General features: G+C 47.0%; 8 protein-coding genes. All 8 read left to right on the top strand.

Annotated features, from left to right (window positions below; translation table 11 throughout):
- Nucleotides 1-15: 15 nt before the first annotated feature.
- The 8 genes from gltB (OC193_RS02470) to btuF all read left to right on the top strand — a co-directional run bounded on the left by gltB (OC193_RS02470) (nucleotide 16) and on the right by btuF (nucleotide 15,604).
- Nucleotides 16-4,563: a glutamate synthase large subunit gene (gene gltB, locus OC193_RS02470; protein WP_048658043.1), complete on the top strand. Its 4,548-nt coding sequence runs from the start codon at nucleotides 16-18 to the stop codon at nucleotides 4,561-4,563.
- Nucleotides 4,563-6,032, top strand: a complete 1,470-nt coding sequence (locus OC193_RS02465; protein ID WP_017630242.1) for a glutamate synthase subunit beta — start codon at nucleotides 4,563-4,565, stop codon at nucleotides 6,030-6,032. The genes gltB (OC193_RS02470) and OC193_RS02465 overlap by 1 nt, the downstream gene beginning before the upstream one ends.
- Before the next feature lie 428 nt (nucleotides 6,033-6,460).
- Entirely contained in the window at nucleotides 6,461-10,924 is a 4,464-nt protein-coding gene (gene gltB, locus OC193_RS02460) for a glutamate synthase large subunit (RefSeq protein ID WP_048662668.1), read from the top strand.
- A 16-nt stretch (nucleotides 10,925-10,940) separates the two neighbouring features.
- Nucleotides 10,941-12,353: an FAD-dependent oxidoreductase gene (locus OC193_RS02455; RefSeq protein ID WP_048658040.1), complete on the top strand. Its 1,413-nt coding sequence runs from the start codon at nucleotides 10,941-10,943 to the stop codon at nucleotides 12,351-12,353.
- A gap of 164 nt (nucleotides 12,354-12,517) precedes the next feature.
- A complete protein-coding gene (locus tag OC193_RS02450) occupies nucleotides 12,518-12,946 on the top strand; it encodes a DUF1499 domain-containing protein (RefSeq protein WP_048662667.1) in 429 nt (142 codons plus the stop codon).
- A 127-nt stretch (nucleotides 12,947-13,073) separates the two neighbouring features.
- On the top strand, nucleotides 13,074-13,769 hold the full coding sequence (gene mtnN / locus OC193_RS02445) for a 5'-methylthioadenosine/S-adenosylhomocysteine nucleosidase (RefSeq protein ID WP_012603226.1): 696 nt from the start codon (nucleotides 13,074-13,076) through the stop codon (nucleotides 13,767-13,769).
- A 10-nt stretch (nucleotides 13,770-13,779) separates the two neighbouring features.
- Nucleotides 13,780-14,733: a cobalamin biosynthesis family protein gene (locus tag OC193_RS02440; protein ID WP_048662666.1), complete on the top strand. Its 954-nt coding sequence runs from the start codon at nucleotides 13,780-13,782 to the stop codon at nucleotides 14,731-14,733.
- Nucleotide 14,734: 1 nt separating this feature from the next.
- A complete protein-coding gene (gene btuF / locus OC193_RS02435; RefSeq protein ID WP_048662665.1) occupies nucleotides 14,735-15,604 on the top strand; it encodes a vitamin B12 ABC transporter substrate-binding protein BtuF in 870 nt (289 codons plus the stop codon).
- The last annotated feature ends 67 nt before the right edge of the window (nucleotides 15,605-15,671 follow it).

The following is a 15,671-nucleotide window of genomic DNA, read 5'->3' as shown; positions in this document are numbered from 1 at the left end:
TGGAAGGATGTATCTATGGTAGATCAAGAGCAGAACTCACAGGGTCTGTATACTCCTGAATTGGAGCATGACGCTTGTGGTATCGGTTTTGTTGCGCATCTAAAGAATCGCAAATCTCATGATGTAGTAACTCAAGCACTCGATATGCTTGCACGTATGGAACACCGTGGCGGCCAAGGCTGCGATCCGTGTTCTGGTGATGGTGCAGGTATCCTGCTACAGAAGCCGCACGAATTCTTACTAGAAGAAGCCGTAAAGCTTGGAATTAAGCTGCCATCTTTTGAAAAATATGGTGTTGGTGTTGTACTTTTCCCTAAAGATGAACACAAACGTGCACAGTGTCGTGACATTCTAGAACGCAATGCACAACGCCTTGAGTTAGAAGTGATCGGTTACCGTGAACTTCCAACTGACAATTCAATGATTGGTGCTGACCCACTAAGCACTGAACCTCAATTTGAACACGTATTTATTTCTGGCGGCCCTGGTATCACACCAGAAGAGCTTGAGCGTAAACTGTATGTTCTACGTAACTACACGGTTCGTGTATGCCTAGAAAGCGTTTCAAATATCGGTGATGACTTCTACATCAACTCTATGTCTTACAAGACATTGGTGTACAAAGGTCAGCTAACAACTGAACAAGTTCCTCAGTACTTCCTAGACCTGCAAAACCCAACCATGGTGACAGCTCTAGCACTGGTACACTCTCGCTTCTCTACCAATACATTCCCACGTTGGCGTCTAGCTCAGCCTTTCCGTTACATCGCGCATAATGGCGAAATCAATACGGTTCGCGGCAACCTGAACTGGATGAAAGCGCGTGAAGCAATCCTAGAATCGGATCTGTTTACACAAGCTGAAATCGACATGCTACTGCCTATCTGTCAGGAAGGTAGTTCGGATTCATCAAACTTCGATATGGCACTTGAGCTACTTGTTCTTTCAGGTCGTACTCTGCCACATGCGTTGATGATGATGATCCCGGAAGCATGGCAAGAAAACAAAAACATGGACCCAACTCGTCGTGCGTTCTACCAGTACCACGCGAACGTAATGGAACCATGGGATGGCCCAGCATCTGTATGTTTCACCGATGGTGTTCAAGTAGGTGCAACGCTAGACCGTAACGGTCTTCGTCCTTCTCGCTACACAGTAACAAAAGACGATTTCCTAGTAATGGCGTCTGAGTCTGGTGTTGTTGAGATTGCACCTGAAAACGTTGAGTACCGTGGTCGCCTGCAACCAGGTCGTATTTTTGTTGCTGACCTTGAGCAAGGCCGCATCATTTCTGATGAAGAAGTGAAAGACAGCATTGCTAAAGCACAACCCTACGAAAAGTGGGTTGAAGAGAACCTTCTGAGCTTGAAAAAGCTACCAGATGCGAGCAACGAATTTAGCCAACCTTCTCCAGAGAAACTTCTCCACAAACAACAATCGTTTGGTGTGAGCTCTGAAGAAGTGAACGAAATCATTCTACCTCTTGCGAAAACAGGCTACGAGCCACTTTCTGCAATGGGTGCTGACTGGCCGCTAGCGATTCTTTCTCATCAATCTCAGCACCTTTCAAACTACTTCAAACAGTTGTTTGCACAAGTAACCAACCCACCGATCGACCCGATTCGTGAGCGTATGGTTATGTCTCTGAACACTTACCTAGGTAAAGATCAGAACTTACTTGCTGAAACACCTGAACACTGTCAAAAAGTAGAGCTTGAGTCTCCAGTACTGTCTAACTCTGAGTTAGAAAAACTGCGTGCAATCGATAACGAGCACCTTCAAGCGAAGACACTGGATATCGTATTCCAAGCAAATGGCGACCAAGGTAAATTAGAGCGCGCACTTAAGCGTATCTGCCAATACGCAGAAGACGCAGTGATTGATGGCTACTCTATCATCCTACTAACTGACCGTGCGGTTAACTCTAACCATGCCGCTATTCCAGCAATGCTGGCTGTTGGCGCGGTTCATCACCACCTAATCCGTAAAGGTCTACGTGCTAAGTGTGACATCGTGGTTGAAACGGGCGACGCTCGTGAGACACACCACTTTGCAACGCTTATCGGTTACGGTGCGAACGCAGTTAACCCATACCTAGTTATTGAAACGATTGTTGAACTGCAACGTACGAAGAAGCTAGATCCAAACGTACACCCACGTGAGTTATTCGATAACTACCGTAAAGGTGTTAACGGCGGTCTACTTAAGATCTTCTCTAAGATGGGGATCTCTACGCTGCAGTCTTACCACGGTGCACAAATCTTTGAAGCACTTGGTGTTAGCAAATCAGTAGTTGAAAAATACTTCACAGGTACTGTTTCTCGTATCCAAGGTCTAACGATCGACGATATCGCGCGAGAAGTACTGGTTCGTCACCGTGTTGGTTACCCAGCTCGTGAAATCCCAGCTCAGATCCTTGATGTTGGTGGTGTTTACCAGTGGAAACAACGTGGTGAGAAGCACCTGTTCAACCCTGAAACGATTTCTCTACTTCAAGAGTCGACGCGTAACAAAGATTACGGTCAGTTCAAGAAGTACGCAAAAGCAGTTGATGACCAAGGCGACAACGCAGCAACGCTACGTAGTCAACTGGACTTCATCAAAAACCCTGCAGGCTCTATTCCTCTAGCAGAAGTAGAACCAATCGAGAACATCCTTAAGCGTTTTGCTACTGGCGCAATGAGCTTTGGTTCAATCTCGCATGAGGCTCACTCAACACTGGCTGTTGCGATGAACCGCATTGGCGCGAAATCAAACTCAGGTGAAGGTGGTGAAGATCCAGCACGTTTCGAACGTAAAGAAAACGGCGACTGGGAACGTTCAGCAATCAAACAGGTGGCTTCTGGTCGCTTTGGTGTAACGTCTTACTACCTATCTAACGCTGATGAGCTACAAATCAAGATGGCTCAAGGTGCGAAACCGGGCGAAGGTGGTCAACTACCTGGTGATAAGGTTGATGACTGGATCGGCGCAACGCGTCACTCGACTCCGGGCGTAGGTCTTATCTCGCCACCGCCACACCACGATATCTACTCAATCGAAGATTTGGCTCAGCTGATCTACGATCTGAAAAACGCGAACCGTAATGGCCGTGTAAACGTGAAGCTAGTATCAGAAGCTGGCGTAGGTACAATTGCATCTGGTGTAGCGAAAGCGAAAGCTGACGTGGTACTTATCGCAGGTTTTGATGGTGGTACGGGTGCATCTCCGATGTCTTCTATCCGTCACACTGGTCTGCCTTGGGAACTGGGTCTAGCAGAAACGCACCAAACACTACTGAAAAACGGCCTACGTAACCGTATCGTTGTTCAGTCTGATGGTCAGATGAAAACACCACGTGACCTTGCAGTAGCAACGTTACTTGGCGCTGAAGAATGGGGCGTAGCAACAGCAGCTCTAGTGGTTGAAGGCTGTATCATGATGCGTAAGTGTCACAAGAATACATGTCCTGTTGGCATCGCAACACAGAACAAGACTCTACGTGAGCGTTTCGACGGCCGCGTAGAAGACGTAGTGACTTTCTTCCAATACATGGCTGAAGGCCTACGTGAAGTAATGGCTGAGCTTGGCTTCCGCTCTATCGATGAGATGGTGGGTCAATCGCACAAACTGAAAGTGCGTGATGACATCGGTCACTGGAAGTACAAGAACCTAGATCTAACGCCGGTACTGCACATTGAGCAGGCGCGTGAAGAAGATGGTATCTACAACCAGACACAACAAAACCACAACCTAGAAGATGTTCTAGACCGTAAGTTGATTCAAGCTGCGATTCCTGCACTTGAGAAAGGCGAAGCTGTAAGTGCAAGCTTCCCTATCATCAACACGGACCGCTCTGCAGGTACCATGCTGTCGAACGAAATCTCGAAGGTTTACAAAGACCAAGGTTTACCACAGCCAATGAACGTTAAGTTCCACGGTAGTGCTGGCCAATCTTTCGGTGCGTTCCTTGCGAAAGGCGTTAAGTTCGAAGTAGAAGGCGACGCGAACGATTACTGGGGTAAAGGTCTGTCTGGCGGTACTTTAGTACTGTACCCAGATGCGAAATCATCTATCGTTGCTGAAGATAACATCGTGGTTGGTAACGTATGTTTCTACGGTGCGACTTCAGGTGAATCTTTCATTCGCGGTATGGCTGGCGAACGTTTCTGTGTTCGTAACTCAGGTGCGAAGGTTGTTGTTGAAGGCGTTGGTGACCACGGTTGTGAATACATGACTGGCGGTGTTGCTATTATCCTTGGCTCAACGGGTCGTAACTTTGCTGCGGGTATGAGTGGCGGTGTCGCTTATGTTTGGGATAAAGCGGGCGACTTCGAAACCAAGCTTAACTCTGAACTTGTCGACCTAGATCCAATTGAACAAGAAGATAAAGATCTTCTACTAGATATGCTAACGAAGCACGTTGAATTCACAGGAAGTGAAGTTGCTCAGTCTTTCCTAGACAACTTTGAAGCAAGTGTTGCATCACTAATTAAAGTAATGCCACGCGACTACAAAGCAGTTCTTGAGAAGCGTAAAGCTGAAGCACAACAAGCACAAACGGAAGAAGTGGAGGCAGTATAATGGGTAAGCCTACTGGATTTTTAGAACACGGTCGTGAGCTTCCAAAGAAGCTCGACCCGTCAGTTCGTATCGAAGACAACAAAGAGTTCGTACTTAACGAAGAGTTTGGTGACAAGATCAATACTCAAGCGTCTCGTTGTATGGACTGTGGCGTACCTTTCTGTCACAGCGGTTGTCCGATTGGTAACATCATCCCAGAATTCAATGACGCGGTTTACCGTGACAGCTGGGAAGAGGCTTGGAACATCTTAAGCTCGACCAATAACTTCCCTGAATTTACAGGTCGTGTGTGCCCTTCTCCTTGTGAGAGTGCTTGTGTACTAGGTATTAACCAAGACCCAATCACTATCTGTAACATCGAGAAAACGATTGTAGAAACTGCGTACCGAGAAGGGTACGCAAAACCTAAAACACCTCGTTCTCGCACAGGTAAAACAGTGGCTGTTATCGGTTCAGGTCCTGCTGGCCTAGCCGCTGCTGAGCAACTAAACAGTGCTGGTCACTCAGTAACAGTATTTGAACGTGACGAGAAAGTTGGCGGCCTACTGCGTTTCGGTATCCCAGACTTCAAACTGGGTATGGACGTAATTGATCGTAAGATCAATCTAATGGCTGAAGCGGGCGTTGAGTTTAAAGTGAACCAACACATCGGTGTTGATGTTAACGCTCAACAGCTACGTCAAGAGTTTGATGTGGTCCTGCTAACAGGTGGTTCTACGGTTCCACGTGACCTACCAATTCCAGGCCGTGAGCTAAAAGGCGTTCATTTTGCGATGGAATTCCTTGGCCAAAACAACCGTCGTGCCAACGACCTAGACCTGAAAACAGAAGAGATTCACGCTCAAGATAAGCACATTGTGGTTATCGGTGGTGGTGATACTGGTTCTGACTGTGTAGGTACCTCAAACCGTCATAAAGCAGCAAGCATTACTCAGGTAGAGATCATGCCTATCCCACCAGAGAAGCGCCCTGCAAATATGCCCTGGCCTCAATACCCAATGATCATGAAAACAACGACTTCTCACGAAGAAGGTTGTGAACGTCACTGGAACATCTTAACCAAAGAGTTCATCGGTAACGAGCAAGGTCAAGTGACGGGTCTACGTATTGCTGACATCGTTTGGCAAGATGCGAAACCAGGTGAGCGTCCAAGCTTTGATGAAGTGGCGAACACAGAACGTGTTATCCCTTGTGATATGGCATTCCTAGCAATGGGTTTCTTACACCCAGAGCCAACAGGTGTGCTAGCTCAACTAGACATTAAACTGGACGAGCGCGGTAACGTCGCTTCTGAAGGTTACGCAACTAACCAGAAAGGCGTTTTCGCTGCTGGTGATATGCGTACAGGTCAGTCTCTAGTGGTACGTTGTATTAATGAAGGTCGTGAATGTGCAATTGCTATTGATGACTTCTTAATGGGTAACTCAAACTTAGAAGCGAAAGCTGATTCACTCATGCTTTCCGCATAATATTTCTCGGGCTAACGTCAATGACGTTAGCCTAGAGGAAAAGCAACACCCTTCCTAACTTTTATATTTGGCTAGCACTCGATGCTAGCCTTTTTTCTATCTGCTTTCTGGCGCTTTCAAAGTCCCCCTGTTGTATATGTTAAATCTCGTTAACATCCATCTTGTATATCTCATTGATATCCATCGATTATTTTAGATTATTAAGTGGCTAATCGCGTTTATGCATGATAATTAACCATGAACTTGACCTTAAACACAATTAGCTATACGTTGTAAAGCTGATGAAAATAAAATCAATCGGTTTTGTTAACACAACCAATAACGTTTTAACTGGCTAAAGCAAACTATCAGTTTATAAAAAACAACAAGTACATGAATAGTTAGTCATTTACTGTCTGGATGACAGAGAAGCAAAAGGGAGAATTGCAATGGCTCTATATGATCCTAGTCTTGAAAAAGACAACTGTGGATTTGGTTTAATAGCGCAAATGGAAGGCCAACCTAGTCATAAGTTGGTAAGAACTGCTATTTCAGCCCTAGATCGCATGACACACCGTGGTGGTATCGCTGCGGATGGTAAAACCGGAGATGGCTGTGGCTTATTACTACAGAAGCCAGACTCTTACCTCAGAATCATCGCAGAAGAGAATAACTTCAAGCTCGGCAAGCAATATGCTGTCGGCATGATTTTCTTCAGCCAAGACCCAATCAAGGCGCAATCCGCGCAAGACATCGTCAATAAAGAGCTCGCTCAAGAGACACTCACCGTTGCAGGTTGGCGTGTCGTGCCGACTAACACCGAAGTTTTGGGTCCCATCGCGAAAGACTCGGTTCCCAACATTCAACAGGTGTTTATCTCAGCACCTGCAGGCTGGCGTGAGCGTGATATCGAACGCCGCCTATACATTGCTCGTCGCAGAATTGAAAAGCAGATCACCGAAGACAAAGATTTCTATATTTGTAGCCTTTCAACACAAGTAATGGTCTACAAAGGTCTGTGTATGCCCGCCGATCTTCCGCGATTTTACCTCGATCTTGCAGACTTACGTATGGAATCGGCAATATGTCTGTTCCACCAGCGTTTCTCAACTAACACACAACCACGCTGGCCACTGGCTCAACCATTCCGCTATTTGGCGCACAATGGTGAGATCAATACCATCGAAGGTAACCGCCAATGGGCCAAGGCTCGTGCCTATAAATTCTCTTCACCGTTGCTGCCCGACTTACAAACGGCTGCACCCTTTGTGAATGAGACAGGCTCAGATTCATCAAGCCTAGATAACATGCTCGACCTGTTCCTTGCCGGTGGTATGGATGTGTTCCGAGCGATGCGCATGCTTGTGCCGCCCGCTTGGCAAAATCACCCAGACATGGACCCAGATCTGCGTGCCTTTTACGACTTCAACTCCAAGCACATGGAACCGTGGGATGGCCCTGCTGGCATCGTACTTTCTGATGGTCGTTACGCCGCATGTAACCTTGATAGAAATGGCCTGCGACCAGCGCGTTATGTGATTACCAAAGACAATCTAATCACACTGGCATCTGAGGTCGGTATCTGGAACTACGCACCGGATGAAGTTGCAGAAAAAGGTCGTGTTGGTCCAGGTGAGTTACTGGTGATAGATACTCGTCGCGGCAAACTGTGGCAATCTAATGAAATCGATAATGACCTCAAAAGCCGCCACCCATATAAAGAGTGGATGGAAAAGAATGTTCACAAATTAACGCCATTTTCTGCGTTGCAAGATGACCAAGTCGGTAAGCGTAGCTTTGACGATGACACGCTCAAGACCTACCAAAAACAGTTTGCGATGAGCAACGAGGAGTCCGACCAAGTACTGCGTGTACTTGGTGATATGGGGCAAGAAGCAGTAGGCTCAATGGGCGATGATACGCCGATGGCTGTTCTCTCTTCAAAAGAGCGTCTGGTTACTGATTACTTCCGTCAGAAGTTTGCACAGGTCACCAACCCTCCGATTGATCCATTGCGTGAAAAACACGTGATGTCTTTGGCGACCAGTATCGGTAAAGAGATGAACGTGTTCTGTGAAACAGACGGTCACGCCTATCGTGTGACGTTTGATTCGCCAGTACTGCTTTACTCAGACATGCAACAGCTTCTGCAGTTAAGTCAGAAACATTACCGTCATGTCATTCTCAGCATGCACTACGACCCGAATCATCAAGATCTCGAACAAGCGATCAAAGCGGTATGTGATAGCGCGGAACAAGAAGTCCGTGAGGGTGCGGTTTTAGTTGTGCTATCGGACAAAGGTTTAGAAAAAGGCAAACTACCGATCCCTGCAGCCATGGTGGTTGGCGCGGTTCAAACAAGGCTTGCTGATACTAACCTGCGTTGTGATGCCAACATCGTGGTTGAGACAGCCACTGCTCGTGACCCACATCAGTTCGCAGTTCTACTTGGCTTCGGTGCGACCGCGGTTTATCCATACCTTGCTTATGAAGCGTTAGGTAAAATGTTGGATGATGGTTCTTTAGATAAAGACTATCGTACCGCGATGCAGAACTACCAAAACGGCATCAACAAAGGTCTGTATAAGATCATGTCGAAGATGGGTATTTCTACGATTGCTTCATATCGTTGTTCGCAACTTTTCGAAGCCGTTGGCCTACATTCCGATGTTGTTAAGCTCTGTTTCCGCGGAGTTACCACACGAATCCAAGGCGCAAGCTTTAGCGATTTCCAACAAGATATCTATAACTTATCTCGTAAAGCGTGGACTAAGCGCAAACCGATCGAACACGGCGGTTTACTGAAATACGTCCATGGCGGTGAATATCACGCCTACAACCCAGATGTAGTTGGCACACTGCAAACCGCAGTTAAAACTGGCGAAACTTCGGATTACCTATCTTTTGCTAAACAGGTAAATGCTCGCCCTGCGGCAATGTTACGTGACTTAATGAGCCTGAAAAAAGCCGATAAACCACTAACACTTGAGCAAGTAGAGCCAAGTAGCGCTCTGTTTAAGCGCTTTGACTCGGCTGCGATGTCGATTGGAGCTTTGAGCCCAGAAGCTCATGAAGCACTGGCTATGGCGATGAACCGATTAGGAGGCTACTCCAACTCTGGTGAAGGTGGTGAAGACCCACGACGCTTTGGGACTGACCGCAACTCGCGCATCAAACAGATTGCGTCTGGTCGATTTGGCGTAACGCCGCATTACTTAACCAATGCAGATGTTCTGCAAATCAAGGTCGCGCAAGGTGCGAAACCCGGTGAAGGTGGTCAGCTGCCAGGTCATAAAGTCACGGCAGAAATCGCCAAACTGAGATACTCAGTTCAAGGGGTCACGCTGATTTCCCCTCCTCCACATCACGATATCTATTCCATCGAAGATTTGGCACAGCTGATTTTCGACCTTAAACAAGTGAATCCTAAAGCCTTAGTTTCAGTGAAGTTAGTATCCGAACCGGGTGTCGGCACGATTGCAACAGGTGTGGCAAAAGCCTATGCGGATCTGATCACCATTTCAGGTTACGACGGCGGTACCGCGGCAAGCCCACTGACTTCGGTGAAATACGCTGGCTGTCCTTGGGAGCTAGGACTCGCGGAAACCCAGCAAGCATTGGTTGCTAACGGGCTTCGTCATAAGATCCGTCTACAAGTCGATGGTGGTCTGAAAACTGGCCTTGATGTGATTAAAGGCGCGATTCTCGGTGCTGAAAGCTTTGGTTTCGGGACTGCGCCAATGGTCGCGATGGGTTGTAAGTTCTTACGAATTTGTCACCTAAACAACTGTGCAACGGGTGTTGCGACTCAAGATGAAACGCTACGCCGTGAATACTTCAAAGGCCTGCCAGACATGGTGGTGAACTACTTTACTGGCCTAGCCGATGAAGTTCGCCAATACCTTGCGGAGCTTGGTGTAGAAAAACTTACAGACCTGATTGGACGTACGGACTTACTAGAAGCCGTTCAAGGCCTCACAGCGAAACAGAGCAAACTCGATCTATCTTCAATACTCGAAGCTCCAGTATCTCCGGAAGGTCACCCGCTGTTTTGGACCGAGCCAAACGCACCATTTGATAAAGCTCAGCTCAACCAGCAGATTCTTGATGATGCACTCGATGCGATTGAGAAACGACAGTCCACCAGCCTCTACTACAACGTGATTAATACAGACCGTTCGATAGGCGCACGTATCTCTGGCGAAATTGCTAAGCGTTACGGCAACCAAGGGATGGCGGGCTCACCAATTAAGTTGTACCTCGATGGTACAGCAGGCCAATCATTTGCGGTTTGGAACGCTGGTGGCATTGAGCTGTATCTGACAGGCGATGCCAATGACTATGTCGGCAAAGGCATGGCGGGCGGTAAAGTGGTTATCAAGCCTCACCAAGGCACCGCATTTACTTGTAACGAAGCGACCATCATAGGCAACACCTGTCTGTATGGCGCTACTGGAGGCAAGCTATTTGCCGCAGGTACCGCAGGAGAACGATTTGGCGTACGCAACTCAGGTACCGTCGCTGTGATTGAAGGTGCAGGTGATAACGCTTGTGAGTATATGACAGGCGGTATTGTGGCCATTCTTGGCGCAACAGGAGTCAACTTCGGCGCAGGTATGACGGGTGGCTTCGCTTATGTGATGGATAAGAATGAAGACTTCCAAGGCCGTGTGAACAACGAATCGGTTGAGGCACTTTCTCTATCTGACCTATACATCCACCAAGAACATCTGCGTGGTTTGATTGCAGAGCACTTAGAAGAGACAGGTTCAGTACACGCTGAAGCGATTCTGGCGAACTTTGATGAATGGATTCCGAAGTTCTACCTAGTGAAGCCGAAGACGGCGGATCTCAACACCTTGCTCGGTCACCAAAGCCGTAGCTCTGCTGAACTTCGTGTTCAAGCGCAATAATTGGAAGGAGCCAATCATGAGCCAGAATGTATACCAATTTATTGATGTGAATCGCGTAGATCCAGCGAAGAAACCAATCAAGATTCGTAAGATTGAGTTTGTAGAGATCTACGAACCTTTCACTAAACAGCAAGCCAAAGCACAAGCAGACCGTTGTTTAGACTGTGGTAACCCATACTGTGAATGGAAATGTCCTGTTCACAACTACATCCCTCAGTGGCTTAAGCTTGCCAATGAAGGGCGCATTATCGAAGCCGCTGAACTGTCTCACCAAACCAACAGTTTACCTGAGGTGTGTGGACGAGTTTGTCCTCAGGACCGACTGTGCGAGGGATCTTGTACCCTCAATGATGATTTCGGCGCAGTAACCATCGGCAACATTGAAAAATACATCAATGACAAAGCGTTTGAGATGGGCTGGAAGCCAGACATGTCTCACGTTGAATGGACCGACAAAAAAGTCGCTATCATCGGCGCTGGCCCCGCAGGGCTTGCTGCAGCTGATATCTTAGTTCGAAACGGTGTGAAGGCCGTGGTATTTGACCGCTACCCCGAGATCGGTGGCCTGCTGACGTTTGGTATCCCATCGTTCAAGCTTGAAAAAGGCATCATGGAAAACCGTCGCCGTATCTTTAGTGGAATGGGTGTCGAATTTAAAATGAATACCGAAGTCGGTAAAGACGTTCAACTTCAGCAACTTGTCGATGACTACGACGCTGTCTTCTTAGGTGTCGGTACCTACAAAAACATGCGTGCTGGCTTAGACAACGAAGACGCACCGGGCGTTTATGATGCTCTACCATTCCTTGTTTCCAATACCTATAAGGTAATGGAACTGGATAACCCAACGCCATTCATCGACATGAAGGGCAAAAAAGTGGTCGTGCTTGGTGGTGGTGATACGGCGATGGACTGTGTCCGAACTTCGATTCGTCAGCATGCCGCTAATGTTGTGTGTGCTTATCGCCGAGATGAAGCGAACATGCCGGGCTCTCGCCGTGAGGTAAAAAATGCACGTGAAGAGGGTGTGAAGTTCAAGTTCAACCTACAACCTATTGGCTTAGAGCTTAACAACGCTGGTCATGTGGTTGGTGTCAAAGTCGTGAAAACTGCTTTGGGTGAGCCAGATGAAGCTGGTCGTCGTCGTCCAGAACCTGTCGAAGGCAGTGAACATGTTCTTGAAGCCGATGCTGTGATCATGGCATTTGGTTTCCAACCTCATGCGATGGAATGGTTAGAACCTTTCGGTGTGGAACTCGATCAATGGGGGCGAATCAAAGCTCCCGGCAAACAAGAGTTTCAATACCAAACCACCAACAGCAAGATCTTTGCAGGTGGTGATGCGGTTCGAGGATCTGACTTGGTGGTGACCGCTATCGATGAAGGCCGCAAAGCAGCGGAAGGGATCTTGGATTATCTAGAAGTGTAACTGGGTTTCCTTTATTACTCAGTTCGTTACTATAAAAAAGGATCCAATGATGGATCCTTTTTTGAATTAGATACGTTTATCACAAACATACCGAAAATACGTAAAACAATCGCAAACAAGCCAATACCTATAACTATAATTAAAACAACGCCATAGGAAACACTATGAAAAAAGCCGCTCTCCTCTCGCTATCACTTTTAACGTTAACCGCTTGCAGCCAAGGAATCACGGACATGAAAGACAGAACTTCATCACCTTGTGGAGACAAACCAAACTGCGTATCAACTCAAGATGACCGTGAGCAGCATGCACTGGCCGCGTTTGAGTTATCAGACTCAGCAAATTTAGATGCCATTGAGCAGGTTGCGCTAACCTTACCGGGGTCGAAAACCGCGAGTAAAACAGAAGATTACCTGCGTGTTGAATGCACCTCTCGCATCATGCGATTTGTCGATGATTTAGAACTTAAAATCACGGATGAAAAATTGATAGTGCGTTCAGAGTCTCGTACTGGCCATTCTGATTTTGGCGTAAACCGAAAACGTGCTGAACAACTTCGTGCTAGCTTGAAAAGCGAAGGCCTAATCAAATAGATAAAAGAATACTCAGATAAATCGCTGCTATTCGGATGAGAAGTGCCTCTGGACAGTCGCTCGACACTTCTTATCCATGCTACAATTTCGCTCTACTGTTTAAATATTATTTATTAAGAGACTACACATGAAAATCGGCATCATTGGCGCAATGGAGCAAGAAGTTGCGATCCTAAAAGCAGCAATTTCAGACATTACTGAAGTTAATAAAGGCGGTTGTACCTTTTTCTCTGGTCAGCTAAATGGTGTTGACGTTGTTTTGCTTCAATCTGGCATTGGTAAAGTAGCAGCAGCTGTTGGTACTTCAATCCTATTAAGCGAATACCAACCAGATGTCGTTCTAAACACAGGCTCTGCTGGCGGTTTTGATTCAACACTGAACCTTGGCGATGTGGTTATCTCGACTGAAGTTCGTCACCACGATGCAGACGTTACAGCTTTCGGTTACGAAATTGGCCAAATGGCAGGTCAACCAGCAGCGTTCAAAGCTGACGACAAACTGATGGCTGTTGCTGAACAAGCGCTAGCACAAATGGAAGATAAGCATGCCGTTCGCGGTCTTATCTGTACTGGCGACGCATTTGTTTGCACAGCAGAACGCCAAGAGTTCATCCGCAAGCACTTCCCATCTGTCGTTGCTGTAGAGATGGAAGCATCGGCTATCGCTCAAGCTTGTCACCAATTCCAAGTACCATTCGTGGTTGTTCGTGCAATCTCTGACGTAGCAGACAAAGAGTCACCAATGAGCTTCGAAGAGTTCCTGCCACTAGCAGCGCAAAGCTCTTCTGAAATGGTTATCAAGATGGTTGCCCTACTAAAGTAAGCGACTAGACATGCAAACACTGTTTGATCAGGTATTTGCAAATGGCGTGCTCCTTGTGATGTGGGGAGCACTGCTTTTTCATTTAATTTTACCTATCCCCCATGCCGCACACCCCACGACCTTATGGCATAAGTTTGCTGAGCTTTTAGCAAGCAAGGTTAATAACAACCACAACTATTCCCAAAGTTTAATCTCAGGCACATTAGCCTGGGGGCTAATGGTACTGCCGACTCTGGTTATTCTTCTGGCACTGCAACCATTGGTTTGGCAATCTCAACTATTTGAATTAGCACTTTTATTACTCGCGATTGATTGGCGCAATAATGAAAAGCTGGCAAATCAGTTAATCAAAGCATTAGGCCGAGAAGATAAAGCGGCCGCTCGTCAGTTACTGGCTCCGATTATCAATCGTCAAACTGAATCACTTTCGTCACTTGGCCTAGGCAAAGCCGCCACAGAAACCATCATCATGGGCTACGCTCGTAACGTAGTTTGTGTGTTGTTCTGGTACGCCATTGGTGGTGGAATCACCGCGTTAATGTATCGCCTTGTGGTCGAATTAGCTCGAGCTTGGTCGCCAAGTCGCAAGCAATTTTCTCCGTTCGGCTCAACGGCGATCAAGATAGTCGCGATTCTCGAATTTATACCGATGCGTTTTTTTGCTTTGATGATCGTATGTGGTGATAAAGCCACACACACGTTTAAGATGATGTTAGTTCAGAGTCGCTCTTGGCCACTGCCCGGCCCTGCCTGGTTGATCACGGCCGTTGGCAACAAGCTGGAGTTATCATTAGGTGGCCCTGCGATTTATGACAACACCAAAGCCATTCGTGCAAAATTAGGCGGAAGAATCGCACCGTCAGCTCTGCATCTGTCTCAGGTTCAGAAACTACTCTTTGGTCGCATCGCTATCTGGATATTTTTACAAAGCCTAGCCTTACTATTTATTCACCAAGGGATTTAGAGTGAAACCTTCAGCACTTGTTACAAGCCTTACTATTTTGTCTTCCAGCTTATGGCTGCCTTTATCATTTGCAGAAGAAGCACCACGGACTCAAGAAAAAGTACAGCCAGCTCAACGCGTGGTCAGCCTTGCTCCTCATGCCACTGAGCTCGCGTACAGCGCAGGTTTAGGCAACAGCCTTGTTGCCGTAAGTGAACGAAGTGATTACCCACCACAAGCCGATAAGCTTGAAAAAGTGGCAAACTATCAAGGTATCAAGGTTGAGAAGATCATCGCTCTTCAGCCTGATTTGATTCTTGCGTGGCCAGCCGGAAACCCGCCCAGAGAGCTCGCGAAACTAGAGCAATTTGGTTTTAATATTTACTACTCCAAGACCAAAAGCCTAGACAGTATCGCAACCAATATTGAACAACTGAGCCAATACGCTAGCGATCCAAGTATTGGCGAAAATAATGCTCAGCAATACAGAGAGCAGCTCAACGCGTTGAGACTAAAATACAAAGATGCCGAGCCAGTAAACTACTTCTACCAACTCAGTGAGAAGCCGATCATCACTGTTGCTCAAGGGCACTGGCCAAGTGAGGTGTTTGAGTTTTGTGGTGGCCACAATATTTTTGAAGACAGCGCCTCCCCATATCCGCAAGTTGGTATTGAACAAGTTGTATTAAGGAAACCGCAAGTGATCTTCACGTCTCAGCACGCGATTGAGAATGGAACCATGTGGCAAACTTGGCAAAATGAGATCCCAGCAGTTGCTCAAAATCAGATTTGGTCACTCAATTCTGACTGGATTAATCGCCCAACAACGAGAACTTTGCAAGCGATCCAACAAGTGTGCGATTTCTTCGATAGAGCTAGGCAAAATCACTAACTATTTGCTGCGTTTTTTCGTACAATTCGCCACCGACCTGTCCCTACAATTTTAACCATAAGAGCAC

It is taken from the genome of Vibrio crassostreae (assembly GCF_024347415.1).
In the GTDB taxonomy this organism is placed as follows: domain Bacteria; phylum Pseudomonadota; class Gammaproteobacteria; order Enterobacterales; family Vibrionaceae; genus Vibrio; species Vibrio crassostreae.
Note: the sequence above shows the minus strand (reverse complement) of the source record. Positions and strands in the feature narration are given on the sequence as shown.